General features: G+C 58.8%; 22 protein-coding genes and 3 tRNA genes. 11 read left to right on the plus strand and 14 right to left on the minus strand.

Translation table 11 applies throughout. The annotated features are described in order from the left end of the window. Positions 1-79: 79 nt before the first annotated feature. The 4 genes from tig to AACY25_RS10210 form a co-directional block, all read right to left on the minus strand. Positions 80-1390: a trigger factor gene (gene tig / locus AACY25_RS10195; protein ID WP_339524302.1), complete on the minus strand. Its 1311-nt coding sequence runs from the start codon at positions 1388-1390 to the stop codon at positions 80-82. A 127-nt stretch (positions 1391-1517) separates the two neighbouring features. Beyond that, positions 1518-1602: transfer RNA gene (locus AACY25_RS10200), tRNA-Leu, on the minus strand. A gap of 52 nt (positions 1603-1654) precedes the next feature. Continuing rightward, positions 1655-1730: transfer RNA gene (locus AACY25_RS10205), tRNA-His, on the minus strand. Between the two features lie 32 nt (positions 1731-1762). After that, positions 1763-1839, minus strand: a tRNA-Arg gene (locus AACY25_RS10210). Between the two features lie 271 nt (positions 1840-2110). On the opposite strand from AACY25_RS10210, the gene folD reads away from it, so the two are divergent. Beyond that, entirely contained in the window at positions 2111-2965 is an 855-nt protein-coding gene (folD, locus tag AACY25_RS10215; protein WP_339524303.1) for a bifunctional methylenetetrahydrofolate dehydrogenase/methenyltetrahydrofolate cyclohydrolase FolD, read from the plus strand. Positions 2966-3036: 71 nt separating this feature from the next. Here folD and AACY25_RS10220 read toward each other — a convergent pair whose 3' ends face one another. From AACY25_RS10220 to AACY25_RS10245, 6 genes are all read right to left on the minus strand, one after another. After that, positions 3037-4779, minus strand: a complete 1743-nt coding sequence (locus tag AACY25_RS10220; protein ID WP_339524305.1) for an ABC transporter substrate-binding protein — start codon at positions 4777-4779, stop codon at positions 3037-3039. A gap of 83 nt (positions 4780-4862) precedes the next feature. Further along, positions 4863-5135, minus strand: a complete 273-nt coding sequence (locus AACY25_RS10225) for a DUF2160 domain-containing protein (protein ID WP_339410924.1) — start codon at positions 5133-5135, stop codon at positions 4863-4865. Between the two features lie 10 nt (positions 5136-5145). Then, positions 5146-5946, minus strand: coding sequence for a carbohydrate ABC transporter permease (locus tag AACY25_RS10230; RefSeq protein ID WP_339524307.1), 801 nt, complete (start codon positions 5944-5946; stop codon positions 5146-5148). A gap of 8 nt (positions 5947-5954) precedes the next feature. Beyond that, on the minus strand, positions 5955-6818 hold the full coding sequence (locus AACY25_RS10235; protein WP_160014187.1) for a carbohydrate ABC transporter permease: 864 nt from the start codon (positions 6816-6818) through the stop codon (positions 5955-5957). After that, positions 6815-7927: an ABC transporter ATP-binding protein gene (locus AACY25_RS10240; protein ID WP_339524309.1), complete on the minus strand. Its 1113-nt coding sequence runs from the start codon at positions 7925-7927 to the stop codon at positions 6815-6817. Before AACY25_RS10240 ends, AACY25_RS10235 begins: the two co-directional genes overlap by 4 nt. After that, complete coding sequence (locus AACY25_RS10245; RefSeq protein WP_339524311.1) at positions 7927-9021, minus strand: ABC transporter ATP-binding protein; 1095 nt, start codon at positions 9019-9021, stop codon at positions 7927-7929. Before AACY25_RS10245 ends, AACY25_RS10240 begins: the two co-directional genes overlap by 1 nt. 261 nt (positions 9022-9282) lie before the next feature. Here AACY25_RS10245 and AACY25_RS10250 point away from each other — a divergent pair, with 261 nt between their 5' ends. Both AACY25_RS10250 and AACY25_RS10255 read left to right on the plus strand, forming a co-directional pair. Then, positions 9283-11154, plus strand: a complete 1872-nt coding sequence (locus AACY25_RS10250; protein ID WP_339410914.1) for a sigma-54-dependent Fis family transcriptional regulator — start codon at positions 9283-9285, stop codon at positions 11152-11154. Positions 11155-11402: 248 nt separating this feature from the next. Further along, positions 11403-12278 carry a polysaccharide deacetylase family protein gene (locus AACY25_RS10255; protein ID WP_445262136.1) on the plus strand — a complete coding sequence of 292 codons (876 nt, stop codon included), beginning with the start codon at positions 11403-11405 and terminating at the stop codon, positions 12276-12278. A 59-nt stretch (positions 12279-12337) separates the two neighbouring features. Here the strand turns inward: AACY25_RS10255 and cysS are convergent, their stop codons facing one another. Further along, positions 12338-13720 carry a cysteine--tRNA ligase gene (gene cysS, locus AACY25_RS10260; RefSeq protein ID WP_339524312.1) on the minus strand — a complete coding sequence of 461 codons (1383 nt, stop codon included), beginning with the start codon at positions 13718-13720 and terminating at the stop codon, positions 12338-12340. Between the two features lie 205 nt (positions 13721-13925). Further along, positions 13926-15590 carry a glutamine--tRNA ligase/YqeY domain fusion protein gene (locus tag AACY25_RS10265; protein ID WP_339524313.1) on the minus strand — a complete coding sequence of 555 codons (1665 nt, stop codon included), beginning with the start codon at positions 15588-15590 and terminating at the stop codon, positions 13926-13928. Positions 15591-15897: 307 nt separating this feature from the next. On the opposite strand from AACY25_RS10265, the gene AACY25_RS10270 reads away from it, so the two are divergent. From AACY25_RS10270 to AACY25_RS10280, 3 genes are all read left to right on the plus strand, one after another. Next, complete coding sequence (locus AACY25_RS10270) at positions 15898-16392, plus strand: peptidylprolyl isomerase (protein ID WP_339524315.1); 495 nt, start codon at positions 15898-15900, stop codon at positions 16390-16392. Beyond that, the gene (lpxH, locus tag AACY25_RS10275) at positions 16389-17117 is read left to right on the plus strand and encodes a UDP-2,3-diacylglucosamine diphosphatase (RefSeq protein ID WP_339524316.1); all 729 of its coding nucleotides are present in this window, start codon (positions 16389-16391) and stop codon (positions 17115-17117) included. Before AACY25_RS10270 ends, lpxH begins: the two co-directional genes overlap by 4 nt. Before the next feature lie 100 nt (positions 17118-17217). Then, entirely contained in the window at positions 17218-18552 is a 1335-nt protein-coding gene (locus AACY25_RS10280; protein ID WP_339524317.1) for an SPFH domain-containing protein, read from the plus strand. Between the two features lie 47 nt (positions 18553-18599). On the opposite strand, the gene AACY25_RS10285 is transcribed toward AACY25_RS10280, so the two are convergent. Then, positions 18600-19205: a tRNA-(ms[2]io[6]A)-hydroxylase gene (locus tag AACY25_RS10285; protein ID WP_339524318.1), complete on the minus strand. Its 606-nt coding sequence runs from the start codon at positions 19203-19205 to the stop codon at positions 18600-18602. Positions 19206-19448: 243 nt separating this feature from the next. Between AACY25_RS10285 and AACY25_RS10290 the strand changes: the two genes are divergently transcribed. Continuing rightward, on the plus strand, positions 19449-20312 hold the full coding sequence (locus tag AACY25_RS10290) for a universal stress protein (RefSeq protein ID WP_339524320.1): 864 nt from the start codon (positions 19449-19451) through the stop codon (positions 20310-20312). Between the two features lie 66 nt (positions 20313-20378). On the opposite strand, the gene AACY25_RS10295 is transcribed toward AACY25_RS10290, so the two are convergent. After that, positions 20379-20855: a DUF1289 domain-containing protein gene (locus AACY25_RS10295; protein ID WP_339524322.1), complete on the minus strand. Its 477-nt coding sequence runs from the start codon at positions 20853-20855 to the stop codon at positions 20379-20381. A 406-nt stretch (positions 20856-21261) separates the two neighbouring features. Here AACY25_RS10295 and acnB point away from each other — a divergent pair, with 406 nt between their 5' ends. The 4 genes from acnB (at position 21262) to AACY25_RS10315 (ending at position 26224) form a co-directional block, all read left to right on the plus strand. Then, complete coding sequence (gene acnB, locus AACY25_RS10300) at positions 21262-23871, plus strand: bifunctional aconitate hydratase 2/2-methylisocitrate dehydratase (protein WP_339524990.1); 2610 nt, start codon at positions 21262-21264, stop codon at positions 23869-23871. Positions 23872-24023: 152 nt separating this feature from the next. Beyond that, positions 24024-24233 carry a YgdI/YgdR family lipoprotein gene (locus AACY25_RS10305; protein WP_339524324.1) on the plus strand — a complete coding sequence of 70 codons (210 nt, stop codon included), beginning with the start codon at positions 24024-24026 and terminating at the stop codon, positions 24231-24233. Positions 24234-24447: 214 nt separating this feature from the next. Next, entirely contained in the window at positions 24448-25644 is a 1197-nt protein-coding gene (locus AACY25_RS10310) for a CmpA/NrtA family ABC transporter substrate-binding protein (RefSeq protein WP_339524326.1), read from the plus strand. A 1-nt stretch (position 25645) separates the two neighbouring features. Next, positions 25646-26224, plus strand: a complete 579-nt coding sequence (locus AACY25_RS10315; RefSeq protein ID WP_339524328.1) for an ANTAR domain-containing response regulator — start codon at positions 25646-25648, stop codon at positions 26222-26224. Positions 26225-26266 lie beyond the last annotated feature (42 nt).

The following is a 26266-nucleotide window of genomic DNA, read 5'->3' on the forward strand; positions in this document are numbered from 1 at the left end:
TCCCTAAATAGTCATGTCACAAATACGCATAAGCCAGCACGGAGGCTGGCTTATGGCGTGTTCGAACGAGGTAAAGAAATCAGGCGGCTTGTGGTGCTTCTACCGGCTTGACAGCTTCTTCGTACGAGACCGCTTTATCGGTCACGTTGGCCTTCTGCAAAACAGTATCTACAACTTGCTCTTCCAGTACAACCGAACGCACTTCGTTCATTTGCTGGTCGTTTTTGTAGTACCAGGCAACAACCTGCTCAGGCTCTTGGTAAGCAGACGCCATTTCCTGGATCATTTCGCGAACGCGCGCATCATCCGGCTTCAGCTCACACTGCTTGACCACTTCAGCCACAACCAGACCCAGCACTACACGGCGCTTGGCTTGCTCTTCGAACAACTCAGCTGGCAGCTGCTCAGGCTTGAGGTTGCCACCGAACTGCTGAACCGCCTGCACGCGCAAACGATTTACTTCATTAGTGATCAGCGCCTTAGGCACTTCGATCGGATTGGCAGCCAGCAGGCCGTCCATCACCTGGTTTTTAACCTTGGATTTGATGGCCTGGCGCAGTTCGCGCTCCATGTTCTTACGCACTTCAGCGCGGAAGCCTTCCAGGCCACCTTCTTTCACGCCGAACAGGGCGAAGAAGTCATCATTCAGCTCTGGAAGCTGAGGTGCCGCGATGCTATTGACGGTGACGGTGAACTCGGCGGTTTTGCCCGCCAAATCCAGATTCTGGTAATCAGCCGGGAAAGTCGGGTTGATGACGCGCTCTTCGCCAGCCTTGGCGCCTACCAGTGCATCTTCAAAGCCAGGGATCATGCGGCCAGAGCCGAGAACCAGCTGAGTGCCCTTAGCCGAACCGCCCGCGAAGGCTTCGCCGTCGATCTTGCCAACAAAATCGATGTTCAGTTGATCGCCATTCTCAGCAGCGCGCTCGGCAGCTTCGAAGCGGGTGTTCTGCTTGCGCAGGATTTCCAGCATGTTGTCGACGTCAGCGTCAGCCACGTCAGCCTGCAGGCGCTCGATGGCGATGGACTCGAAGCCGCCAACGGTGAATTCAGGGAATACTTCGAAGGTCGCAACGTATTCCAGATCCTTGCCTTTCTCGAACGACTTCGGCTCAACGGCCGGAGCGCCAGCTGGATTGAGCTTCTGCTCAACAACGGCTTCGTAGAAAGTGGATTGGATCAGATCACCCAGCGCTTCCTGACGCGCAGCATCTTCATAACGCTGGCGGATCACGCTCATTGGCACTTTGCCAGGACGGAAACCAGGGACCTTGGCACGACGGGCAGTCTGCTGCAGACGCTTGTTGACCTCAGTCTCGATGCGCTCAACAGAGACGCCAACGGTCATACGGCGCTCGAGAGCAGAGGTACTTTCAACAGAAACTTGCATGGATAATCCTCGTTGCACAGACATAAGCCGGCCGCTTGCCGGCCCCTAATCAAGGGCATGCATTCTAGAGGGTCGATTTGCAGAAGTCACCCTAGATGCAGGCGGCAAACGGGAGGGAGTTAAAAGATGGTGCGGACGGAGAGACTCGAACTCTCACGCCTTGCGGCGCTGGAACCTAAATCCAGTGTGTCTACCAATTCCACCACGTCCGCGTGGTAAAGCTTTATACAAAAACGCCAGGAATTAACCTGGCGCCTTGGAATATGGGGTGGACGATGGGGATCGAACCCACGACAACAGGAGTCACAATCCTGCGCTCTACCAACTGAGCTACGCCCACCATATTGCATTGCTTGAGCCAAGACCGCCAAATGGCACGCCCGGCAGGACTCGAACCTGCGACCATCCGCTTAGAAGGCGGATGCTCTATCCAGCTGAGCTACGGGCGCCTATCCATCTGCAGATGCAGACTTAAAGCTTTCGGCTTCGGAAAAAACTTTGCAGCTTCGACCTTTGCCGTCTTACCCAGCGACTGGCTGTGCTCGACAAGCGGGGCGAATGTTATAGACGCAGTTTCATGTCGTCAACAGGAAAAGTTAAAAAAATTCAGCCATTTAAAGGAGTTACGCGAAAACCGCGGCGTGCGCCTTTGCCCCACAGCACGGTCATGCGAGAATGCGCGTCCTTTTTCCACCCTTTCTTTATGGTTAACCAAGCGCAATGACCGCACAACTGATCGATGGCAAAGCAATTGCCGCCAGCCTGCGCCAGCAGATCGCCCAACGTGTCGCCGAACGACGTCAGCAAGGCCTGCGCGCACCCGGGCTGGCGGTGATTCTCGTCGGTAGCGACCCTGCGTCCCAGGTCTACGTTTCGCACAAGCGTAAGGACTGCGAAGAAGTCGGCTTCGTCTCGCAGGCCTATGACCTGCCAGCCACCACCGGCCAAGAAGAGCTAATGGCATTGATCGACCGCTTGAACGACGAGCCGAGCATCGACGGCATCCTGGTGCAACTGCCACTGCCAGAACATCTCGATGCTTCTTTATTGCTGGAGCGCATTCGCCCGGATAAAGACGTTGATGGCTTCCATCCTTACAATATCGGGCGCCTGGCCCAGCGCATGCCATTGCTGCGCCCCTGTACCCCGAAAGGCATCATGACCCTGCTGCAAAGCACTGGCGTCGATTTGTACGGTTTGCATGCAGTTGTGGTTGGAGCGTCGAATATCGTCGGCCGGCCGATGGCCATGGAGCTTCTGCTGGCCGGTTGCACCGTCACCGTGACCCACCGTTTCACCAAAGACCTGCCAATGCATGTCGGCCAGGCCGATATCGTCGTAGTTGCGGCCGGCAAGCCTGGCCTGGTGCATGGCGAGTGGATCAAGCCTGGTGCAATCGTCATCGACGTTGGCATCAACCGCCAGACCGACGGCAAACTGATTGGCGATGTGGTGTACGAAACCGCCCTGCCCCGCGCGGGCTGGATTACCCCAGTGCCGGGCGGCGTTGGCCCGATGACCCGTGCTGGCCTGCTGGAAAACACGCTGCATGCCGCCGAGCATTTGCACGACTAAGTGCAACGTGGCTAGAAATAGAAAACGGCACCTTAGGTGCCGTTTTTTTATGCCTAGTTAAACCCGCTGCGTCAGTCGCGGGCTTGCTCCCAGGATTTCAGCAGCTCGCTGTAGCTGATGGTTTCACCCTGAGGTTTCTCGTTGGCCAGCTTGGGCTTCGGTGCGCCTGGCTGATCCAGCCAGTATTGCGGATCTTTTGGCTCGTTTAGCTTAGGTCCACACTCGCCAAGTACGCCCGAACGTTCCAGACGACCCATCATGGTGTCCTGCGCCGCCGCTAGGCCATCCAGCGCCTCTTGTGGCGATTTGTCGCCACTGGCTGCTTCGGCAATAAACTGCCACCACAGCTGAGCCAAGCGTGGATAGTCAGGCACGTTGGTGCCGGTTGGGGTCCACTGCACTCGCGCAGGGCTGCGATAGAACTCCACCAAGCCGCCCAGTTTCGGTGCAACGTCGGTCATGGCTTGCGAGTTGATATCCGACTCACGAATCGGCGTCAGGCCGACCAGGGTCTTCTTCAGCGATACCGTTTTCGACGTGACGAACTGCGCATACAGCCAGGCGGCCAGACGCTGTTTCTCTGGAGTGGACTTGAGGAAGGTCCAGGAACCAGTGTCCTGATAACCCAGCTTCATGCCCTCTTCCCAGTACGGACCTTTAGGTGAAGGCGCCATGCGCCACTTCGGTGTGCCGTCTTCATTAACCACCGGCAGGCCTGGTTTGGTCATATCGGCGGTAAAGGCGGTGTACCAGAAAATTTGCTGAGCAATACTGCCCTGCGCTGGCACCGGGCCGGATTCGGAGAACGTCATGCCCTGGGCTTCTGGCGGCGCGTATTTGCGCATCCAGTCGACATATTTGGTGGTGGCATACACCGCCGCCGGGCCATTGGTATCGCCGCCACGGGCGACACTGGAACCGACTGGCCGGCAACCTTCTACGCGAATGCCCCACTCGTCTACCGGCAAGCCATTGGGCAGGCCTTTGTCGCCGCCGCCGGCCATGGAGAACCATGCATCGGTAAAGCGCCAACCGAGGGATGGATCCTTCTTGCCGTAGTCCATGTGGCCATAGATGCGCTGACCATCGATTTCCTTGACCTTCTCGGAGAAAAACTCGGCGATATCTTCATAGGCTGACCAATTGACCGGCACACCCAGCTCATAACCGTAGATTTCCTTGAACTTGGCCTTCAGCTCTGGACGCTCGAACCAGTCGGCGCGGAACCAATAAAGGTTGGCGAACTGTTGGTCTGGTAGCTGGTAAAGCTTGCCATCAGGCCCCGTAGTAAACGACAGGCCAATAAAGTCTTCGAGATCCAGAGTCGGCGATGTCACCGCCTTACCTTCGCCTTCCATCATGTCGCTGATAGCCACCGCCTTACCGTAACGGAAGTGCGTGCCGATCAGGTCAGAATCGTTGATATAGCCGTCGTAGATGTTCTTGTCCGACTGCATCTGGGTTTGCAGCTTCTCGACGACATCGCCTTCCTGCATCAGGTCGTGCTTGAGCTGGATCCCGGTAATTTCGCTGAAGGCCTTGGCCAGCACCTTGGATTCATATTCGTGGGTCGCGATGGTTTCCGAGGCCACGCTGATGCTCATGCCGCGAAACGGCTCGGCAGCTTTGATAAACCACTTCAACTCTTCGAGTTGCTGCTCAGGCGTCAGGGTCGAGGGACTGAACTCCTCGCCGATCCACTTCTTTGCCGCTTCTTCGTAGGCATCAGCCCAGGCTGCGCCGCTCAAGCCGGACAACGTCAGCAAGGCAGCCAGCGCCATGCTATGTCGAGTTTTGTTGTTATTGTCGAACATAGAGACCTCCATCTCAGGGTTTGGAATGAGGTAAGCGGGTCATGGCCGCGCCCAAGCAACTGGCGCGTCCAGGGCTGCCCGGTTTAGCCCCAACGCATCACTGCAAACAACCAGAACAGGGACAGCACCGAGGCTATCCAGACACTCCAATCGGTCACGCCCACCACCAACAGGTGCAGGTAGGCACTTCCAAGCAGACCGATAAACAACCGATCACCACGGGTAGTGCTAATCGGCAATAAGCCTTTGCGCTCGACGCAGGGCGAACGCAGTTCCCACACTGTCATGCCCACGAGAATCGTGGCGATGCCGCCGAAAAACAGCGCAGTGGGCAAAGTCCAGGCCATCCAATCCATCGTTTCCTCCTTACACCCGGCCCAGGGCAAAGCCCTTGGCCACATGGTTGCGGACAAACCAGATCACCAGCATGCCCGGCAGAATGGTCAACACCCCGGCCGCGGCCAGCACTCCCCAATCGATCCCCGACGCAGACACGGTGCGCGTCATCACTGCGGCAATTGGCTTGGCATCCACCGAGGTCAGGGTGCGCGCCAGCAGCAGCTCAACCCAAGAGAACATGAAGCAGAAGAACGCGGTAACGCCGATGCCCGAGCCAATCAGCGGGATAAAGATCTTCACGAAGAACTTCGGGAAGCTATAGCCATCGATATAGGCGGTTTCGTCGATTTCCTTCGGCACCCCGGACATAAAGCCTTCGAGAATCCATACCGCCAGCGGCACGTTGAACAGGCAATGCGCCAGCGCCACGGCGATATGCGTATCGAACAGGCCGATCGACGAATACAGCTGGAAAAACGGCAGCAGAAACACCGCCGGTGGCGCCATACGGTTGGTCAGCAGCCAGAAGAACAGGTGCTTGTCACCGAGAAAGCGGTAGCGTGAAAACGCATAGGCCGCCGGCAGCGCCACCGTCAGTGAAATCAGCGTATTCAGGCACACGTAGTACAGCGAGTTGAGATAACCCTCGTACCAGCTCGGGTCGGTGAAGATCACCTTGTAGTTGTCCAGAGTGAAGCCATGTGGCCACAGCGTCAGGCCGCCAAGAATCTCGGTATTGCTCTTGAACGACATGTTCAGCAGCCAGTAGATCGGCACCAGCAGAAACAGGATGTAGAGCCCCAGCCCCACTTGTTTACGTAGGTTCATGGTCGGCCTCAGCGGGTCTTATCGTTGTGGGTCATGGCGGTATAGAACAGCCAAGACACCAACAGGATGATCAGGAAGTACACCAGCGAAAACGCCGCCGCCGGGCCCAGGTCGAACTGGCCGATAGCCATCTGCGTCAGGGTCTGGCTGAGGAAGGTGGTGGCGTTGCCCGGCCCGCCGCCAGTGAGCACGAAGGGCTCGGTGTAGATCATGAAACTGTCCATAAAGCGCAGCATCACCGCGATCAGCAGCACGCTCTTGAGTTTGGGCAGCTGGATATGGCGGAACACCGCCCAGTCAGATGCGCGATCGATGCGCGCCGCCTGGTAATACACATCGGGAATGGCGCGCAGGCCCGAATAGCAGAGCAGCGCCACCAGTGAGGTCCAGTGCCAGACGTCCATGATCAGCACCGTGACCCAGGCGTCGCTGGTATTGGAAGCATAGTTGTAACTGATGCCCAGGCTGTTCAGGCTCCAACCCAGCAAGCCAATATCAGCGCGGCCGAATATCTGCCAGATGGTGCCGACCACGTTCCACGGAATCAGCAGCGGAATCGCCAGTACGATCAGTACCAGCGAGGCCATGCGCCCTTTCGTCGGCATGCACAGAGCGATGGCAATGCCTAAGGGGATTTCGATCAGCAGCACGCAGGCGGAGAAGATGAACTGGCGCAATAGCGAGTCATGCAGACGGGTGTCCTGCAGCACCTGCTTGTACCAATCAACACCGACGAAATAGCGCGTAGAGTGGTCGAAGATGTCCTGCACCGAATAGTTGACCACCGTCATCATCGGCACGATGGCGCTGAACGCCACCAGCAGAAATACCGGCAGCACCAGCCACCAGGCCTTGTTGTTCTGCACCTTCATGACTGCACCTCCAGCGCTTGCGCCTCAACCAGGAAGTCATCGGCGTAGAGCATCAGCCACTGCGCCGGAAAGCTCAGGTACACCTGCTGTTGCGGCACGGGCTGATCTTCCTGCAGGCGCACCTTGAGCGACTGCCCATCGAGTTTGAGGGTAAGAATCTTGTAGGTGCCAAGGTCTTCAACATGCACCACCTCGCCACACATCGCGTCCTCGTTGGGACCATCCCAGACATGCACGAACTCCGGACGGATACCAATCTTCAGCTTGGCCCCAGGTAGCTCGGCAAGCCGTTGATTGAGCGCGGCCGGTAACGGCAACAGGGTGTTGTTGAAGCGCACACCGCCTATATCAGGCACTACATCGATCAAGTTCATCCCAGGGCTGCCAATGAAATAGCCGACGAAGGTATGGCTAGGCCGTTCGAACAGCTCACGCGGCGTGCCGAACTGGACGATCTGCCCGCCGTACATGACCGCGATCTTGTCGGCGAAGGTCGAGGCTTCGAGCTGGTCGTGGGTGACGTAAACCATGGTGATATTGAACTGCTCGTGAATCTGCTTGAGCTTGCGCCGCAGTTTCCATTTCAGGTGCGGGTCGATCACCGTCAGCGGCTCGTCGAACAAAATCGCCGAGACGTCATCGCGCACCAGGCCGCGGCCCATGGAAACCTTCTGCTTCTCATCGGCAGTCAGATTACGTGCGCGTTTGTGTAGCAACGGATGCAGCTCCAGCACCTCGGCAATTTCGTTGACCTTGGCCAGGACCTTTGCCTCACTCATGCCCTGGTTACGCAGGGGGAAGGCCAGGTTATCGAATACCGTCATGGTGTCGTAGACCACCGGAAACTGGAAAACCTGGGCGATATTGCGCAGCTCTGGCGGCAGCGCGTTGACCACCTTGCCATCAAACTGCACTTCACCATGGGAGGGGCTGAGCAGGCCGGAGATGATATTCAGCAGGGTCGATTTGCCACACCCAGAAGGTCCGAGCAGTGCATAGGCACCGCCCTGCTCCCACACATGGTCCATCTCGCGAATCGCATAATCGGCCGGTCCGCTCGGGCTGCGGCTGTAACTATGAGCAAGGTTATGCAGGCGAATCTCGGCCATCAGGCAACCCTCCCCAGACGGCGGCTGGGCGCCTGAATCAACTGCCCGTTAGCGGAGAAGACAAACAGCTTGTGGGTGGGGATGTAGATAAGGATCGGCGTATCCACGTCGTACTCATGCACCCCAGGCAGATGCAGCACCAGCACGAACTGCTCGTTACGCACGTGCAGAAAAGTTTCTGAACCGCTGATCTCGGCCAGCTCAACCGTCACCGCCAGCTCCAGATCGTCATCGTTGGAGGGCACCAGGCCGATATGGCTGGGGCGTACGCCGAAACGGTATTCGCCTTCGGCGATGCCTTGCAGGTCCGGGTTGAGCGGGAAATGCACAGTATCGGCAAAGCTCACTTCAGTGCCGCTGACGCGCCCCGGCATCAGGTTGATCGCCGGCTCGGAAAACAGCTCCGCCGCCAGCACCTGTTGCGGACGGTGATAAACCTCAGCAGTCTTGCCGCTCTGCACCACCCGCCCCTCATGCAGGATGGTGGTGGTGCCGCCTAGGGCCAGTGCCTCATTGGGCTCGGTGGTGGCATAGATGGCGATGGTGTGGCGGGCCTGAAACAACTCACGCATTTCCTGACGCAGCTCTTCGCGCAGCTTGTAGTCGAGGTTGACCAGCGGCTCGTCGAAGAGAATCAGCGAGGCATCCTTGACCAGTGCCCGGGCCATCGCCGTGCGCTGCTGCTGACCGCCGGACAGTTCCAGTGGGTAGCGCTTGAGCAAACCATCGATGCGCAGCATTTTCGCGGTGGCGTGGACCTTTTCCAGAATCTCGGCCTTGCTCACGCCAGCCTGGCGCAGCGGCGAGGCGATGTTCTCAAACACCGTCAGGGTGGGGTAATTGATGAACTGCTGATAAACCATCGACACGTTGCGCTGGCGCACCGGCACCTGAGTCATATCGGCGCCATTCATCAGAATGCGTCCGCTTGTGGGCTTGTCCAAGCCGGCCATCAGCCGCATCAGGCTGGTCTTGCCAGACAGCGTGCGCCCCAGCAACACATTGAAAGAACCGGGTTCGAAGCTCAGACAGGCATCATCGATATGCAGCTGGTTATCGACGATACGCGTGACATGCTCCAGGGTAAGTGACATGAGCCGTCCTTATTTCTTGTTATCTGCCCAGCTACAAGGCGAGTTCCGTGCCAATCCCTTTAATTAACTTTAAGCCATTGATTTAAAATAACTTCAGCCACACGCAAGTAATCTACGGAGACTTCAGTGAACACTTTTGAACAGTGCACAGTGAACAACTGAACAGTAGCAACGTTGACATTGAACAGCCTTCGGCGACACTGCATAGGCCCGGCGCAGGCCGTGGCCCATAACAACAAGAACCCGCGCGAGATACCTGTCATGGCTGACGCTGTCACCGCCCTGCCCCACGAGACAATCATCCAGGACTCCTGGACACGCTGCCGTGACTACGGCCTGACCCACCAGAGCACACCGATTTTCAGCCAGCCCGAGCGCGGCCAAATCAGCGCCCTGCTGGAAAGCCAGCACGCCCTGGTGCACACCACCCACAAGGAGGTGCTGCCCTACTACGGCACCATCCTGGCTAACTCCAATTGCCTGATCATGCTGGCCGACCACCAGGGCCAGGTGCTGCAGTCCTGGGGCGACCAACGCTTTATCGAACCCAGCCGCGCGGCCGGCTTTGTCGCTGGGGCCACCTGGCTGGAGCGCTACACCGGTACCAATGCCATCGGCACGGCCCTGAGTTGCGGCCAAGCGGTACACATCCAGCACGATGAACACTTTCTCAAAGCCAATCGCTTTATGACTGGCTCGGCCTCGCCGATTTTTGATGAGCAACGGCAGATGATTGCGGTGCTGGATGTGTCGAGCGACAGCTACCTGCCGCCCTCACACACCCTCGGCATGGTCAAGATGATGAGCCAATCGGTGGAAAACCGACTGATCCTTAACCTGTTCCAGCAGCGGTATTTTCAGCTGAGCTTTAACACCAGCCTGGATAACCTCAGCAGCCCCTGGGCCGGGTTGTTGATCTTCGACGAGCAAGGCCAAGTGGTTTCCGCCAATCGCCGCGCCGATAGCCTGTTGGGCGTGGGCCTGGCCCAGGTGAATATCGAAAGCCTGTTCGACGTGCCGTTGCAGCAACTGCTCAATCAGCCCGAGGCGCAGCCGTTCAACCTGCGCGCCAGCGGGCGCTTTCGCTTTCACGCGCAGATCAAACGTCCGCAACAACCCTCGCCGATCCAGGCCCGTGACTTTCGCCAAGCCCAGCAGCCGCCGGCCAGCGCCAATCGCAATTCGTTCACCCTGGCCTCGCTCAACCTCGGCGACCCACGCGTCGACAAAGCCGTGCGTCAGGCCGAGCGGCTACTGGAAAAGAACATTCCGATTCTGGTGCATGGTGAAACGGGGGTGGGCAAGGAAGTCTTCGTCAAAGCCCTGCATCACGCCAGCTCGCGGGCCAGCCAAGCCTTTATTGCAGTCAACTGCGCGGCCATTCCCGCCGAGTTGGTGGAGTCTGAGCTGTTCGGCTATGAAAAAGGTGCGTTTACCGGGGCCAATCAGAAAGGCAGCGTTGGCCTGATCCGCAAAGCCGACAAAGGTACGCTGTTTCTCGACGAAGTCGGCGATATGCCGCTGCGTGTACAGGCCCGCCTGCTGCGGGTATTGCAGGAGCGCTGCGTACAGCCGCTGGGCAGCAGTGAGCTGTACCCTGTGGATATCCGCCTGATTTCCGCCACCAACCGCCCGTTGCGCCAGGATGTAGAGAGCGGGCTGTTTCGCCAGGATCTCTACTACCGCATCAGCGGCCTCAACCTGGAACTGCCGCCGCTACGTGAACGCACCGACAAGGCGGCCATGATTCAGCGCATCTGGGATTACCACCGCGAGCCACAGCAATGGGCGGGGTTAAGCCAAGACGTGCTGAACCTGTTCGAGCGTCACCCCTGGCCCGGCAACCTGCGCCAGTTGAGTAGCGTCCTGCAGATCGCTCTGGCCATGGCCGAAGACCAGCAGATCCGCGCCGAACACCTGCCGGATGATTTCTTTGCCGATTTGCAACCACCAGTCGCGCAAACACCCACCATCCAGCCATCTCCGCAACCGTTGGCCAGCACCAGCGCGGATGATCTAGCCAGTCAGTACCAAGCCTGCGGCGGCAATGTCTCGCACCTGGCGCGCAGCCTCGGGGTTAGCCGCAACACGTTGTACAAACGGCTACGGGAAACGGGGCTGATGGAACGCTAAATCCTCCTCCCAACCCTGACTGCAGATGGCAGGGACCGGTCAGCGCGATAAACCCATGATCTGCGCCGGCCATGAACCTATAGGGCTCAAACAGGGTCGAATAGACAACAGCCAAACACAGATATTCCCGGCGGCCATAGCCGCATAGACTCCGCGCCCGCCACTATCGCGTTGCTCAATCCCGCTCCCCCTGTCCGTTCGCGAGCCAAAGCCTAATGCGTTACCCGGCAATTCCAACAAACGCTTTTTTGCCAGTTCCGTCGCTGCTCCTATGGAGCGCCGCCGTACTGATCAGCATTCTATTGAGCGCGTGCAGCAGCGTTGCACCACCGCAACCCAACCCAGAAATTGAGCCGATACGCTTTCTCCTGAGTTTTGATGACGGCCCCAGCGCCAGCACCCGCGACAATCCAACCGAGCAGATCCTCGACACCCTGGCAGACAACCCAATTCAGCCGGGGATCAAGGCGCTGTTCTTTGTACAGACTCGCGCCGCAGCAGCCGGCGGCAGCGTTCAAGGCCAGGCGCTGCTGCAGCGACAGCAACGTGAGGGCCATCTGCTGGGTTTTCACACCGCCACCCCAGGCCATGCCAACCACCGCTTTCTCAGCCCGGCTGCTCTAGATCAGTCGCTGAAAGATGGCGTAGCCGACCTCACCGCCATCAGCGGCGCAGTACCGCGCCTGGTGCGGCCACCCTTCTGGAACTACGACGAACGCACCTTCGCCGCCTACCAGGCACATGGCCTGCGCTTGCTGCTGACCGATTTGAGCGCCCACGATGGCAAAACCTGGGGCATCAATGGCAGCCTGCGCCGGCGCAGTAATCTGCGAGACCAGCTCGCCCGCGCGGCGCAGCAGATCAGCGTCGGTGCCTTGCCTGCGATAGACGGGGTTATTCCAGTGGTGGTGACCTTCCACGACCTGAACCCCTACACCGCGCGGCATATGCAGGAATACCTGCAAATTCTGATAGATGTGGCCGAAGACGTTGGCCTGGCCACCGACAAGCTGCCGTTCTATGGCCAGCGCGATGCCCTGCAACGCGCGGCCTTAAGACGCGCCCTCGGCGACCCACAGCAATACGCCCGCCTGCCGGGGTTGTGGAATTGGATTTGGAACTGACAAGCAACACGCAATAAAAAAGGCCGCTCAAAAGCGGCCTTCTCAATCCAACAGCAAAACTAGTCAGCCAAACGCCAAGTTGTTGCGCCTTTGCCGTCTTCGAGCACCACCCCCATGGCCGTAATCTGGTCGCGAATACGATCGGATTCAGCCCAGTTCTTCTCGGCGCGGGCTTGCAGGCGCGCAGCAATCAACGCATCAACTTCGGCAGCATCAACCTTGCCGGCAGCACCGGCCTGCAGAAACGCCTCAGGCTCAAGCTGTAATACACCGAGCACCCCTGCCAGCTCCTTCAATCGCGCCGCCAAACCAGCGGCTGCCTGCACATCGGTTTCCCGCATGCGGTTGGTCTCGCGCGCCAGCTCGAACAATACGGCGCAGGCTTCCGGCGTACCGAAGTCGTCGTTCATGGCTGTGCTAAAGCGTTCAACATAGGCTTCACCGCCAGCCGGCGAAGCTTCCGGCAGACCTTTAAGCGCGTTGTAGAAGCGCTCCAAAGCGCTCTTGGCATCCTTGAGGCTTTCTTCGGAGTAGTTGATCGGGCTGCGGTAGTGGCTGGACACCAGCAGGTAGCGCACCACCTCCGGGTGATACTTCTCCAGCACATCGCGAATGGTGAAGAAGTTGTTCAATGACTTGGACATCTTCTCGCCGTTGATGCGGATCATCCCGCAATGCATCCAGGCGTTGGCGTAAGGCTTGCCGGTGGCCGCCTCGCTCTGGGCGATCTCGTTTTCGTGGTGCGGGAATTCCAGGTCGCTGCCGCCGCCGTGAATGTCGAAGGTCTCGCCCAGGCAGCAGGTGGACATTACCGAGCATTCAATATGCCAGCCCGGACGGCCAGCGCCCCAGGGCGATTCCCAGCTCGGTTCGCCCGGTTTCACGCCTTTCCACAGAACGAAGTCGAGGGGATCTTGCTTGGCTTCGTCGACTTCAATGCGCGCACCGATGCGCAGGTCTTCGATCTTCTTGCGCGATAGCTTGCCATAACCCATGAACTTGGCGACGCGGTAGTACACATCACCATTGCCCGGAGCGTAGGCGTAACCCTTGTCGATCAAGGTCTGGATCATGCTCAGCATGCCCGGAATATGATCCGTGGCACGCGGCTCCATATCAGGCTTGAGAATATTGAGACGCGCCTCGTCCTCGTGCATCGCAGCGATCATGCGTTCGGTCAGCACGTCGAACGGCTCGCCGTTCTCCCGGGCGCGATTGATGATCTTGTCTTCGATGTCGGTGATGTTGCGCACGTAGGTCAGGTCATAACCGCTGAAGCGCAACCAGCGGGTCACTAGGTCAAAGGCCACCATACTGCGGCCGTGGCCGATATGGCAGTAGTCGTATACGGTCATGCCGCACACGTACATGCGCACCTTGTTACCGTCCAGCGGCTTGAAGACTTCTTTGCTTTTGGTCAGCGTGTTGTAGATCGAGAGCATCGGCATTCCTTGGAAAACCACGGGCCGGCGTACCGGCCCGGTTCTAATCAGAGCGACTGGGCAGTAGAGCCTGTTTCGGATCTCGCGAGCTAGAGCGATACAAGGCAAAAATGGCCGAGGAAGCGGAGTTTACAGCTGTAAATGAGCATTCCGAGGCCATTTTTAACGCAGTATTGCCGACGCACAGCAGATCCGAGACAGACTCTTAGGCCCAGGAGTCACGCAACGTCACGGTACGGTTAAACACTGGCGCACCCGGCTTGCTGTCCTTCATATCGGCGCAGAAGTAGCCTTCGCGCTCGAACTGGAAGCGTTCTTCCGGTGCGGCTTCGGCCAGCGATGGCTCGGCGCGACAACCTTTGAGCACTACCAACGAATCCGGGTTGATATTGTCGAGGAAGCTGCCGCCCTCTTCGTCCTTCTCCGGGTTGGCGGAGCGGAACAGGCGGTCGTACAGGCGCACTTCACATTCGACGCTTTCGGCAGCCGGCACCCAGTGAATCACGCCCTTGACCTTGCGGCCTTCGGGGTTCTTGCCCAGGGTGTTTTCGTCGTAGCTGCAGCGCAGTTCGACGATATTGCCTTCGGCATCCTTGATCGCTTCGTCGGCGCGGATCACGTAGCTACCACGCAGACGCGCTTCGCCACCAGGGGTCAAACGCTTGAAGCCGGCCGGCGGGACTTCTTCGAAGTCGCTGGCGTCAATATAAATCTCACGGCTAAACGGCAGCACGCGTACGCCCATCTCCTGTTTCGGATGGCGCGCCAGTTCCAAGTTCTCGACCTGACCTTCTGGGTAGTTGGTGATCACTACTTTCAGCGGTTTGAGTACGCACATGGCACGAGCCGCGTTGGCGTCGAGATCATCACGAATGGCGAATTCGAGCATGCCAACATCCACTACACCGCCTGCGCGATTGACGCCAATCATGTCGCAGAAGGTACGGATCGATGCAGGGGTGTAGCCACGGCGACGGAAGCCCGAGAGGGTCGACATGCGCGGGTCGTCCCAACCATTGACGTGCTTTTCATCAACCAGCTGCTTGAGCTTGCGCTTGCTGGTGATGGTGTAGTTCAGATTAAGGCGGGCGAATTCATACTGACGTGGCTGCGCCGGGACTGGCAGTTGCGCCAAGAACCACTCGTACAGCGGACGATGATCTTCAAACTCCAAGGTGCAGATTGAATGCGTCACGCCTTCGATGGCATCCGACTGCCCATGGGTAAAGTCATAGCTCGGGTAGATGCACCACTTATCACCAGTTTGGTGATGATGGGCATGACGAATACGATAGAGAATCGGGTCGCGCAAGTTGATGTTCGGCGAGGCCATGTCGATCTTCGCGCGCAGCGAGCGGGCACCATCGGCGAACTCGCCTGCTTTCATACGGGAGAACAGATCAAGGTTTTCCTCAACGCTGCGCTCACGGAACGGGCTGTTCTTGCCCGGCTCGGTCAGGTTGCCGCGGTAGGCGCGCATTTCTTCGGCGTTCAGGTCGCAGACAAAGGCCTTGCCGGCCTTGATCAGCTCAATGGCCCAGGCATGCAGCTGGTCGAAATAATTGGAGGCATAACGCTCCTCGCCAGCCCACTGAAAGCCCAGCCACTGCACGTCGCTCTTGATCGCGTCGATGTATTCCTGGTCTTCCTTGGCCGGGTTGGTGTCGTCAAAGCGCAGGTTGCACTCGCCACCAAACTCCTTGGCCAGGCCGAAGTTCAGGCAGATCGACTTGGCGTGGCCAATATGCAGGTAGCCATTGGGCTCCGGCGGAAAACGGGTGATGATTTTCGCGTGCTTGCCGGCATCCAGATCGGCCTGGACGATGGGACGAAGAAAGTTAGCGGCGGCGACAGTTTCTGGCTTGCTCATGGGGTCCTTTGACGAGTGCGGGGCACGATTCAGAGCCTGTTCACAAGCTTGCGAGCTAGAGCCAGACGGTGGCGAAAATAGCCGAGGAAGCGGAGTTTACGACTGTAAATGAGCATTCCGAGGTGGTTTTCAACGCCGTTTAGCCAATGCGCAGCAGGTTGTGGACAGGCTCTCAGGGTAGGCCGGCTTATACAAAGCGCTTATCATAGCCGAAGCTGTCAACCCCCTGACAGGCCCAAGAACCGCTGCAATGCCCTTTGCTGGAAATTCAGCGGCTCACGGATTTATCGACAGAGCGATTACCTACATGATCAAGCTGCACACCAACCACGGCGTTATCACCCTCAACCTGTTCGAAGACAAAGCCCCGGAAACCGTGGCCAACTTCAAGCAGTACGTCCAAGAAGGTCATTACGACAACACGGTGTTCCACCGCGTGATCAGCAACTTCATGATCCAGGGCGGCGGTTTCGAGCCGGGTATGAAGCAGAAAAACACCCGCGCACCGATCAAGAACGAAGCAAACAACGGCGTCGCCAACAAAATCGGCACCGTCGCCATGGCCCGTACCATGGAGCCGCATTCGGCCTCCGCGCAGTTCTTTATCAACGTGGGCGACAACAGCTTCCTCAACCACAGCGCGCCGACCGTACAAGGCTGGGGCTATGCAGTGTTCGGTGAAGTAGTTGAAGGCATGGACGTGGTCAACGCCATCAAGGCCGTTGCAACCACCAGCAAATCCGGCCACCAGGATGTACCGGTTGATGACGTGATCATCGAGCGTGCCGAGATCGTTGAGTGATCCTACTGATCTCCGATCTGCATCTTGAACAGGAGCGCCCGGACATCAGTCGGGCGTTTCTGCATTTTCTCGAAACCCGCGCGGTTCAGGCCCAGGCGCTGTATATCCTGGGAGACTTCTTCGAAGTGTGGATCGGCGACGACGCTATTAGCCCCTTTCAACGTTCGATTGCCCAGGCCCTGCGCCAACTCAGTGAGCGCGGCACACGCATCTACCTGATGCATGGCAATCGCGACTTTCTACTCGGCAAGGCGTTCTGCCGTGAAGCCGGCTGCACCTTGCTGCCCGATCCCTGCGTGATCGAACTGAATGGCGAGCGCGTACTGCTGATGCACGGCGACAGCCTGTGCACCCAGGACATCGGCTATATGAAGCTGCGTCGCTGGCTACGCAACCCGATTTCGCTATTTATCCTGCGCAACCTGCCGCTCAGCACCCGGCAAAAACTGGCGCGCAAGCTGCGCAATGAAAGCCGCACGCAAACGCGGATGAAAGCCAGCGAGATTGTCGACGTCACCCCGGATGAAGTGCCGCGCATCATGGCCGAGCACGGCGTACGCACGCTGATTCACGGCCACACCCATCGCCCCGCCACTCATCAACTGCAAGTTAACGGCCAGGCGGCGCAGCGCATTGTGCTTGGCGACTGGGATAAACAGGGCTGGGCACTGCAGGTCGACCGCCAAGGCTTTCAGCAAAGCGCCTTCGACCTGCAACCCGAGTGAAACTTTGATGGCGCGCACAAAGTGCCGCCCTGCACCCCCTTGACGGATTTTGTGCCGGTCATCAGGATCAGCGCCCTCAAAATGCCATCAGGGACCGATCATGCTGCTCAGCAAGGAACATCTTTTTAAATACGCCATCGCGCCGGTTGCAGTTATTGCGCTCAGCTTTGTCATCTTCAACAGTGTGTTCTTCTATAACGAAGCCGGTTTCGCCACCCATGTGCGGACCATCTTCGGCGAAGAGAAGGTGGTCGACGACGTTGGCTACGCGACCAAATGGTTCGGCCGCGCCACTGCCTGGAAGAAGGCCCTGAGTGTGCAATCGGTACTTACCGAAGCCCTGGCCATCGATGACAGCAGCGACAATGATTCTCTCGGCGCGACCATCGAAGCCTTCCCCATCGTGTTTCTCGGCAACGTCGACGCCAAGGTCGAGTCATCCGCACGCTTTCGTCTGCCGGCGGGCGAACAGTTTCTGAAGATCGCCCAGGAGTACCGCAACCCGGAGAACTTCATCAAAACCGCGCTGGTGCCGGCCATCAAGGAAACCTTGCAAGCCACCGCATCACTGATGAGCGCCGACGACTTCTACGCCGGCGCGCGCAGCGAGTTCGCCGCCGAGTTCGAAAACCAGCTCAATGACGGCCTCTATCTGATCAAACGCAAGGAAGTTCGCGGCCCACGCGGCCATCGGCCAAGCCAGACCGCCATCCTGCAAGCCGGCACCGAACAAGGCGCGTTTGGCGACAACAACGTTAGCCAGTTCATCACCGAGAAGGTCATGGACAACAAAGGCATTCCGGTACGCAAGCAACAGCAGTTCCGCAAATATGGCGTTGAGGTGGTCGAGGCGCGCATCACTAACGTCGATCCCAATCCGCAATACAAACAGCGCATGGTCAAAGTGCAGCAAGCCTTGGCTGAGCTGGCGGTTGCGCGGCAGAACCGCTTGAAGGAAGAGGAAGAAAAGCTGCTGGTGACCGCCCGCGGTGAAAAGGAGGTGGAAGCGCGCCGCCAGGAAACCCTGCGTGATCAGATCGAACGCACCACCCAAGCGGAAACCGAGAAACAACTGGCACGGATCAACGCCGAGCGCGAAAAAGGCCGTGCCGAGATCGAGAAGCAGACCGCCGAGCTGCTACGCGACAAGGCGGCGATCACCGCCGATGCGACGAAGATCACCGCTGACGCCGAAGCCTACGCCCGCGAAGCGGTGATCAAGGCGGACGGTGCCCTGCAACCCAAGCTCGACGCACTGATCGCGATCAACAAGGTCTGGGCCGAAGCCGCCGCCCAGGCACCGGTGCCGAGCGTGATGATGGGTGGCGGCAGCGATGGCGCCAGCAGCCGTCAGGATGAAATCAGTCAGCTGATGGGTGTCCTGGCCACCAAGGCCGCCCGCGACCTGTCGCTGGATCTGAAAGTCCAGCAGTAAGCACCGCACTTGCCCTGCAAAAAGCGCCCGACTGGGCGCTTTTTGCTTTAGAGCGGCGGCACACCACTGTGAAAACGGAACTCCGTGTCCGGCGACTCGATCAGTTCGCGCTCCGCCATCCTCACCCGTTCGATGGCCTGGTCTACATCACGCGCATCGCCGTACTGATAGGCCAGCTTCAGGTAATTCTGGAAATGCCTTGCTTCGCTTTTCAGCAAGCCGAAGTAGAACTTGCCCAGTTCTTCATCCAGATGCGGCACCAAAGCCTCGAAACGCTCGCAGCTGCGCGCCTCGATAAATGCGCCGACCACCAGGGTATCCACCAGCTTGTGTGGCTCGTGAGTGCGCACCACCTTGCGCAGGCCTGAGGCGTAGCGCGCCGCCGACACCGGGCGCAGGCCGATCTTGCGGCGTTTCATGATGCGCAGCACCTGCTCGTGGTGTACCAGCTCCTCACGGGCTAAGCGCGACATGGCGTTGAGTAGGTCGACGTAGGTGCTGTACTTGGCCATTAGGCTCAGCGCAGTGCTGGCGGCCTTGAATTCGCAGTTCTTGTGGTCGATCAACAGGGTCTGCTGATCAGCCAGGGCGGCAGTTATCCAGCCATCCGGCGTGCGGCAGCCGAGAAACTCGTGAATCTCCGGCAGGTTCATCGGCGCACACTCGACATCTGGCCACGCCAGGGCTGATGAGTGGCGCAACGCAGCAAATTATCGATTTCGGCTAACAGATACATAAATTCACAAAAATGGGCGGGCTTGGATGGTGCGGCTTGAAGGTCGCCATTATACGAATGAGCGCGCGAACAGCCACTCGATTGACGCCGATCAAGCAGCAAGCCAGTGGTGGCGATCTATAGTGATAAACAGTACAACTGACTGCACATGGAGATGATCATGCAAGCTATTCGCAGCATTCTGGTGGTGATGGAGCCCAATCACACGGAAGACTTGGCCCTGAAACGCGCCAAGCTGATTGCCGGCGTCACTCAATCGCACCTGCACTTGCTGGTGTGCGACAAGAAAAGTGATCACAGCGGCTACCTGCGCGACCTTACCGGCTTGCTTAACAGCGAAGGGTTCAGCACCACCAGCCAACAGGCCTGGGATGAAAACTTTCACCAGACCATCATCAACGTGCAGCAAGCCGAGGGCTGCGGCCTGGTGATCAAGCAGCACTTCCCCGATAACCCGCTGAAAAAAGCCCTGCTCACCCCCGATGACTGGAAGCTGCTGCGCTACTGTCCGGCGCCGGTGCTGATGGTGAAAACCGAAAAATCCTGGGCCGGCACTGCCATTCTGGCGGCGGTCGACGTCGGCAATGCCGACAGCGAGCACCGCACGCTGCATACCAGCATCGTCAGCCATGGCTTTGATATTGCCGCCCTGGCCAAGGCCGAACTGCATGTGATTAGCGCTCACCCGGCGCCCATGCTTTCCGCTGCCGACCCGACCTTCCAGCTCAAGGAAACCATCGAGGCGCGCTACCGTGAGCAATGCAGGGCGTTCCAGGCCGAGTACGAGATCAGCGATGAGCGTCTGCATATCGCCGAAGGTCCGGCCGATGTACTGATCCCACAGGCAGCGCATCGCCTCAACGCTGGCGTGACGGTGATCGGCACCGTGGCGCGCACCGGGATTTCCGGCGCGCTGATCGGCAATACCGCAGAGGTGATTCTCGATTCGTTGGAAAGCGACATCCTGGTACTCAAACCGGACGACATCATCGCCCACTTGGAAGAACTGGTCGCCCAGCGCTAACTCAGCTGTCGCGCAATAAACAAAAAAGCCGCCTAAACAGGCGGCTTTTGAATTCTAAAGATAAGGTCAGACTCTTATCTCAAGCCCTTCAAGCAGAAATCGCGGCGCGATATAGCGCTCATAGTGCGCTTCGGACAACAGAAAGAACTCGCGATCAATCGCGTCACGCAATTCCGGCAGGCTCCAATAGCGAAACTCCGGCAGCAGCACCATGCCATAAGCCTCCAACTGACTGATTACCCGCGCGCCACGGGCGATCAGCTGGTAGGCCCAGCAATACGGCGACTGCTGCGGCACAAAGCGAATCTTGCGTTGCTCCAGCTGCATCCGTAGGCGATCCGCATCGAAAACCTCCACTTTAGCCGCCATGACCTGCACCAACAGCACCTCCAGGCGAAGCCACACGGCGCGCTTTTCTTCGTCGTTATAGCCGTTCCAGTTGATCACCTCATGGTGGAAGCGCTTGCAGCCACGGCACACCAAATCGCCGTACACAGTGGAGCACAGGCCGACACAAGGGGTTTTGATACGTTGGTTGGACATAACGAAAGGCATGGGTACTGGCGGACAGGCTGGCATCTTAGCCCTTTGTCTAAGGCAGATCACCCCTATATAAACGGGGCCTTTGGCTTAACTTTGTCAAAGCTTTCCAGTAGAATCGGCCGGCCTTTTAGAGGCAGCAACGTCCGTTGGAAGCTGTTTTCAAAGCGTCACGAGCACAGTCAATCCTGCAGGTTCGATGTTGGTGCCGACCCTTGAGCCACCCTTCAAGTGTCGGCACCAGCCCTCATCAAACCCGTCCTGCCGGCGTAAAACTTTGAAAACAGCTTCTGCAAGAAAGCAGCACAACCTCGGCTGAACGGCCCATAAAGCCAAGAAGCGCCTGGTTTGTTGTTTTCTGGATCGCGTCCCGGACAACTCTTTGGGACCACTGATGAGGGTAATAACTGTGCTTGAAGCCTATCGCAAACATGTAGCAGAGCGTGCCGCTCAGGGTATCGTGCCCCAGCCGCTGAACGCCGAACAAACCGCAGGCCTGATCGAGCTGCTGAAAACCCCGCCCGCTGGCGAAGAAGCCTTTCTTCTCGACCTGATCACCAATCGCGTGCCGCCAGGCGTCGACGAAGCCGCCTACGTCAAGGCCGGTTTCCTCTCTGCCCTTGCCAAAGGCGAAGCCACTTCCCCGCTGATCGACAAGAAGCACGCCGTTGAGCTGCTCGGCACCATGCAGGGCGGCTACAACATTGCCACCCTGGTTGAACTGCTCGACGACAGCGAACTGGCTGCCGTGACTGCCGAGCAACTGAAGCACACCCTGCTGATGTTCGACGCCTTCCACGACGTCGCGGAAAAGGCCAAGAACGGCAACGTTCACGCCAAGGCCGTGCTGCAATCCTGGGCTGACGGCGAGTGGTTCAAGAACCGCCCGACCCTGGCCGACAAGATCAGCCTGCGCGTATTCAAGGTCACCGGCGAAACCAACACCGACGATCTATCCCCAGCTCCAGACGCCTGGTCGCGTCCAGATATCCCGCTGCACGCCCTGGCCATGCTGAAAATGGCCCGTGACGGCATCGTACCGGACGAGCAAGGCGTTACTGGCCCGATGAAGCAGATCGAAGCCATGCGCGGCGAAGGTTTCCCGATTGCCTACGTCGGTGACGTAGTCGGTACCGGTTCCTCGCGCAAATCCGCCACCAACTCGGTGCTGTGGTTCTTCGGTGACGATATCCCTAACGTGCCAAACAAGCGCGCTGGTGGTTTCTGCTTCGGCAGCAAGATTGCCCCGATCTTCTACAACACCATGGAAGATGCCGGCGCTCTGCCAATCGAATTCGACGTTTCCAACATGCACATGGGCGATGTGATCGACCTGTACCCGCATGCTGGCAAAGTCTGCAAACACGGCACCGACGAAGTACTGACCACCTTCGAAATGAAGACCCCAGTACTGCTCGACGAAGTCCGCGCTGGCGGCCGTATCCCGCTGATCATCGGTCGCGGTCTGACCGAGAAAGCGCGCGCCGAACTGGGCCTGGGTCCAACCGACCTGTTCAAGCTGCCTGAGCCTCCAGCTGCTAGCACCAAGGGTTTCACCCTGGCGCAGAAGATGGTCGGCAAGGCGTGCGGCCTGCCAGAAGGCAAAGGCGTGCGTCCTGGCACCTACTGCGAACCGAAGATGACCACCGTCGGCTCCCAGGACACCACTGGCCCGATGACCCGCGACGAGCTGAAAGACCTGGCTTGCCTGGGCTTCTCCGCTGACCTGGTAATGCAGTCGTTCTGCCACACCGCGGCCTATCCGAAGCCAATCGACGTCACTACCCACCACACCCTGCCGGATTTCATCCGCACCCGTGGCGGCGTGTCCCTGCGTCCTGGCGACGGCATCATCCACAGCTGGCTGAACCGCATGCTGCTGCCGGATACCGTCGGCACCGGTGGTGACTCGCACACCCGCTTCCCAATCGGCATCTCCTTCCCGGCCGGTTCGGGCCTGGTTGCCTTCGCCGCTGCCACTGGCGTAATGCCGCTGGACATGCCGGAGTCGGTACTGGTGCGCTTCAAGGGCAAACTGCAACCGGGCATCACCCTGCGTGACCTGGTCCATGCCATCCCTTACGTGGCCATCCAGAAAGGTCTGCTGACCGTCGAGAAGAAAGGCAAGAAGAACATCTTCTCCGGCCGCATCCTCGAGATCGAAGGCCTGGACGAGCTGACCGTTGAACAGGCTTTCGAGCTGTCCGACGCCTCCGCCGAGCGTTCCGCTGCAGGTTGCACCATCAAGCTGCCGGAAAAGGCTATCGCCGAGTACCTGCAATCCAACATCACCCTGCTGCGCTGGATGATCAGCGAAGGCTACGGCGATGCCCGCACCATGGAACGTCGCGCCCAAGCGATGGAAGCCTGGTTGGCCGATCCGAAGCTGATGGAAGCCGACAAGGACGCCGAGTACGCCGAAATCATCGAGATCGACCTGGCCGACATCAACGAGCCGGTTCTCTGCGCACCGAACGACCCGGACGACGCGCGTCTGCTGTCCTCCGTTCAGGGCGAGAAGATCGACGAAGTGTTTATCGGTTCGTGTATGACCAACATCGGTCACTTCCGCGCTGCCGGTAAGTTGCTGGAAAAAGTCGAAGGCACCCTGCCGACTCGTCTGTGGCTGTCGCCGCCGACCAAGATGGACCAGCATCAGCTGACCGAGGAAGGCTACTACGGCATCTACGGTAAAGCCGGCGCGCGCATGGAAATGCCGGGCTGCTCGCTGTGCATGGGTAACCAGGCACGCGTTGAGGCGAACTCCACCGTGGTTTCGACGTCCACTCGTAACTTCCCCAACCGTCTGGGCGACGGTGCCAACGTCTACCTGGCCTCGGCCGAGTTGGCGGCTGTAGCAGCCATCACCGGTAAGCTGCCGACTGTTGAGGAATACATGGTCTACGCGAAGCAAATCGACACCATGGCAGCGGACGTATACCGCTACCTGAGTTTCGACCAGATCGCCGAGTTCCGTGAAGCTGCTGCGAACGCCCAGATCCCGGTCGTTCAAGCCTAACGAAACAACGCGTCACGCTGCATGTAACAAGAGAAGCCCCGCCTAGTGCGGGGCTTTTTCTTTGCGTGCCAATTGCACAGGGCCAAGCCAAACGGCTACCTTCTGCGCTTGGGAGGTGCATTTATGCACCGCGTCACCATCAGGAGAAGTCCATGAAGCACGGCATTATCGTCGCACTGTGCTTGCTCAGCCTGGTCGGCTGCAGCAGCGAGTACATCATCAGCACTACCGACGGGCAGTTACTGACCAGCGATGGGAAGCCGAAGCTGGATAAAGGCACTGGCATGATCGAATTCACCGACAGCGAAGGCCGTAAACAGCAGATCCCGCAAAGCTCGGTCAAGCAGATGCTGGAACGCTAAGCCAGCCCTGCCAGATCCAAACCAAACCCCGCTACGGCGGGGTTTGTTCTGTCTGTAGTCCAGCCCGTGCACTGGCATACGCCTTGCTATGAATTAAGGCATGAAGCCTTTCCAACGGCGGAATCGGCTTGAATAGACAATGGTGTCGTTCTAATCGCAGATGAAAGTCGGCGTTTGGTACGGCACCTTTTTGTGTGGGCACAGGAAACGCACCATGACTGAGCACGACATCGGCCGCAGCGATACACCAGAGAAACCGGCATTGAATATCGGCTTTATGGCCCTCACAGACGCTGCATCGGTCATCGTGGCCGCCACTCAAGGCTTCGCCGAGAAGCACGGGCTGACCCTCAACCTGCAGCGCCAGGCCTCCTGGGCTACCTTGCGCGACAAGCTGCTGAGCGGCGAGTTGGATGCAGCCCATAGCCTCTACGGGCTGATTTATGGGGTACAGCTGGGCCTGGGCGGTGCGCCAGCCACCGATATGGCGGTGCTGATGGGCCTGAACCAGAACGGTCAGAGCATCAACCTGTCGCCCGCCTTGCAAGCCGCCGGCGTGAGCACTGGCAGCGCATTGGCGCAACGCGCGCACCAGTCTGGCGCAAAACTGACATTCGCCCAGACGTTCCCCACCGGCACCCACGCCATGTGGCTGAATTACTGGCTGGCCAGCCAGGGCATTCACCCGCTGACTGATGTCGACAGCGTCGTTGTACCGCCGCCGCAGATGCTCGCCCACCTCAAGGCTCGGCGTATCGACGGCTTCTGCGTCGGCGAACCCTGGAGCGCCCAGGCGGTGGATGAGCAGATGGGCTGCACCCTGACCACCAGCCAGGCGATCTGGCCTGATCACCCAGAGAAAGTCCTGGGTTGCACTCGCGAATTTGCCGAACAACACCCCAACAGTGCCCGTGCCCTGATCATGGCGGTGCTGGAGGCCAGCCGGTTTATCGATGAGAGCGAGGAAAATCAACGCAGCACCGCACAATTGCTAAGCGGCAGTGAGTACGTCGACGCGCCGCTGTCAGCGATCCAGCCGCGTTTTCTAGGCCAGTACCAGGACGGCCTAGGCCATGCCTGGCAGGACGCTCATCCGCTGCGCTTTCACGCAGGCGGCGCGGTCAACCAGCCGTACCTGTCAGACGGTATGTGGTTTATGACCCAGTTTCGCCGCTGGGGTCTGCTGCGCGACGACCCGGACTACCTGGCCGTCGCCCGCCGGGTGCAGCAACTTGACCTCTACCGTCAGGCTGCCGAAGCGCTCGGCATCGCCGTGCCAAACGCAATGCGCAGCAGCCAGTTGCTTGATGGCCAGGTCTGGGACGGCAGCGACCCGGCCGGCTACGCACGCAGCTTTGCCCTGCATGCCCTGACCGATGCCCCACTCAGTGCCCAACAGGAGAGCCGTTAACATGCTGCGCATCCTGCTAATCAACGACACTGCCAAGAAGGTCGGCCGCCTGAAAACGGCGCTGACCGAGGCCGGCTTCGAGGTCATCGACGAGTCCGGCTTGACCATCGACCTGCCGGAAAGGGTCGAGGCTGTGCGTCCTGATGTGATTCTGATCGACACCGAATCGCCCAGTCGCGACGTGATGGAACAGGTGGTGCTGGTCAGCCGCGATCAGCCGCGGCCGATTGTCATGTTTACCGACGAACACGACCCCGGCGTAATGCGCCAGGCGATCCAGAGCGGCGTCAGCGCCTATATCGTCGAAGGCATCCACGCCCAGCGTCTACAACCGATCCTCGATGTGGCCATGGCGCGTTTCGAGAGCGACCAGGCGTTACGCGCCCAACTACAAGCCCGCGATGCCCAGCTAGCCGAGCGCAAAAGAATTGAACTGGCCAAGGGCTTGTTGATGAAGATGAAGAGCTGCAACGAGGAAGAGGCCTACACCTTGATGCGCCGCCAGGCCATGAGCCGCCAGCAGAAATTGGTGCAGGTCGCCGAACAGATCATCGCCATGCATGACATGCTCGGCGAATAGCTGTTGGCATTACCCGGAAGCCCGCCACTCGGCGGGCTTTCT

The sequence above is a fragment of the Pseudomonas sp. EA_35y_Pfl2_R111 genome, from assembly GCF_963970955.1.
GTDB lineage: Bacteria > Pseudomonadota > Gammaproteobacteria > Pseudomonadales > Pseudomonadaceae > Aquipseudomonas.